The organism is Streptomyces sp. DH12, from assembly GCF_020873895.1.
Classification (GTDB): Bacteria; Actinomycetota; Actinomycetes; order Streptomycetales; family Streptomycetaceae; genus Streptomyces.
Genome location: NZ_JAHWGT010000517.1, coordinates 1 through 580 on the forward strand (window position 1 = coordinate 1; position 580 = coordinate 580).

General features: G+C 71.9%; 1 protein-coding gene. It reads right to left on the reverse strand.

From position 1 onward, the window contains the following. On the reverse strand, nucleotides 1-580 hold a 580-nt coding region (locus LPA54_RS35510), incomplete at both ends, for an MFS transporter (protein WP_228984697.1).

The following is a 580-nucleotide window of genomic DNA, read 5'->3' on the forward strand; positions in this document are numbered from 1 at the left end:
GGCGAGCAGCGCGAAACCGCCGTACAGGGTCGGGCGCAGCGCCCGGTCGGTGAGCGGGCCGGCGACGAGCGTGCCCAGCGTCATGCCGACGCCGAACAGCGCGAGGACCAGGGTCGTGGACGAGTCCGAGATCCCCGTCAGGTTGGTCAGCATCGGCACGAGATAGCTGTACATCGCGAAGAAGCCGCCGAACCCGACGACCGCCGTGACCAGACCCAGCAGCACCTGCTTGTTCTTCATCGCCCGCAGTTCGTGCAGCACACCGGCCTGCTCACCCCGCGGCTGGTGCGGGACGAGCCGCACCAGCGCCGCCAGGGCGAGCACGCCGATGACGGCCACTGCCGCGTACGCGAACCGCCACCCCAGCTGCTGCCCGAGCGCGGTTCCGGCCGGGACACCGACGATGTTGGCGACCGTGAGACCGAGGAACATCATCGACACCGCACGGGCCGCCCGGTCCGGTGCGACCAGCTTGGAGGCGACCACCGCGCCGACCCCGAACAGCGCCCCGTGCGGAAGCCCCGCCAGGACGCGCGCCGCGAACAGCAGCTCGAAGTTCGGCGCGAGCGCCGAGGCCACG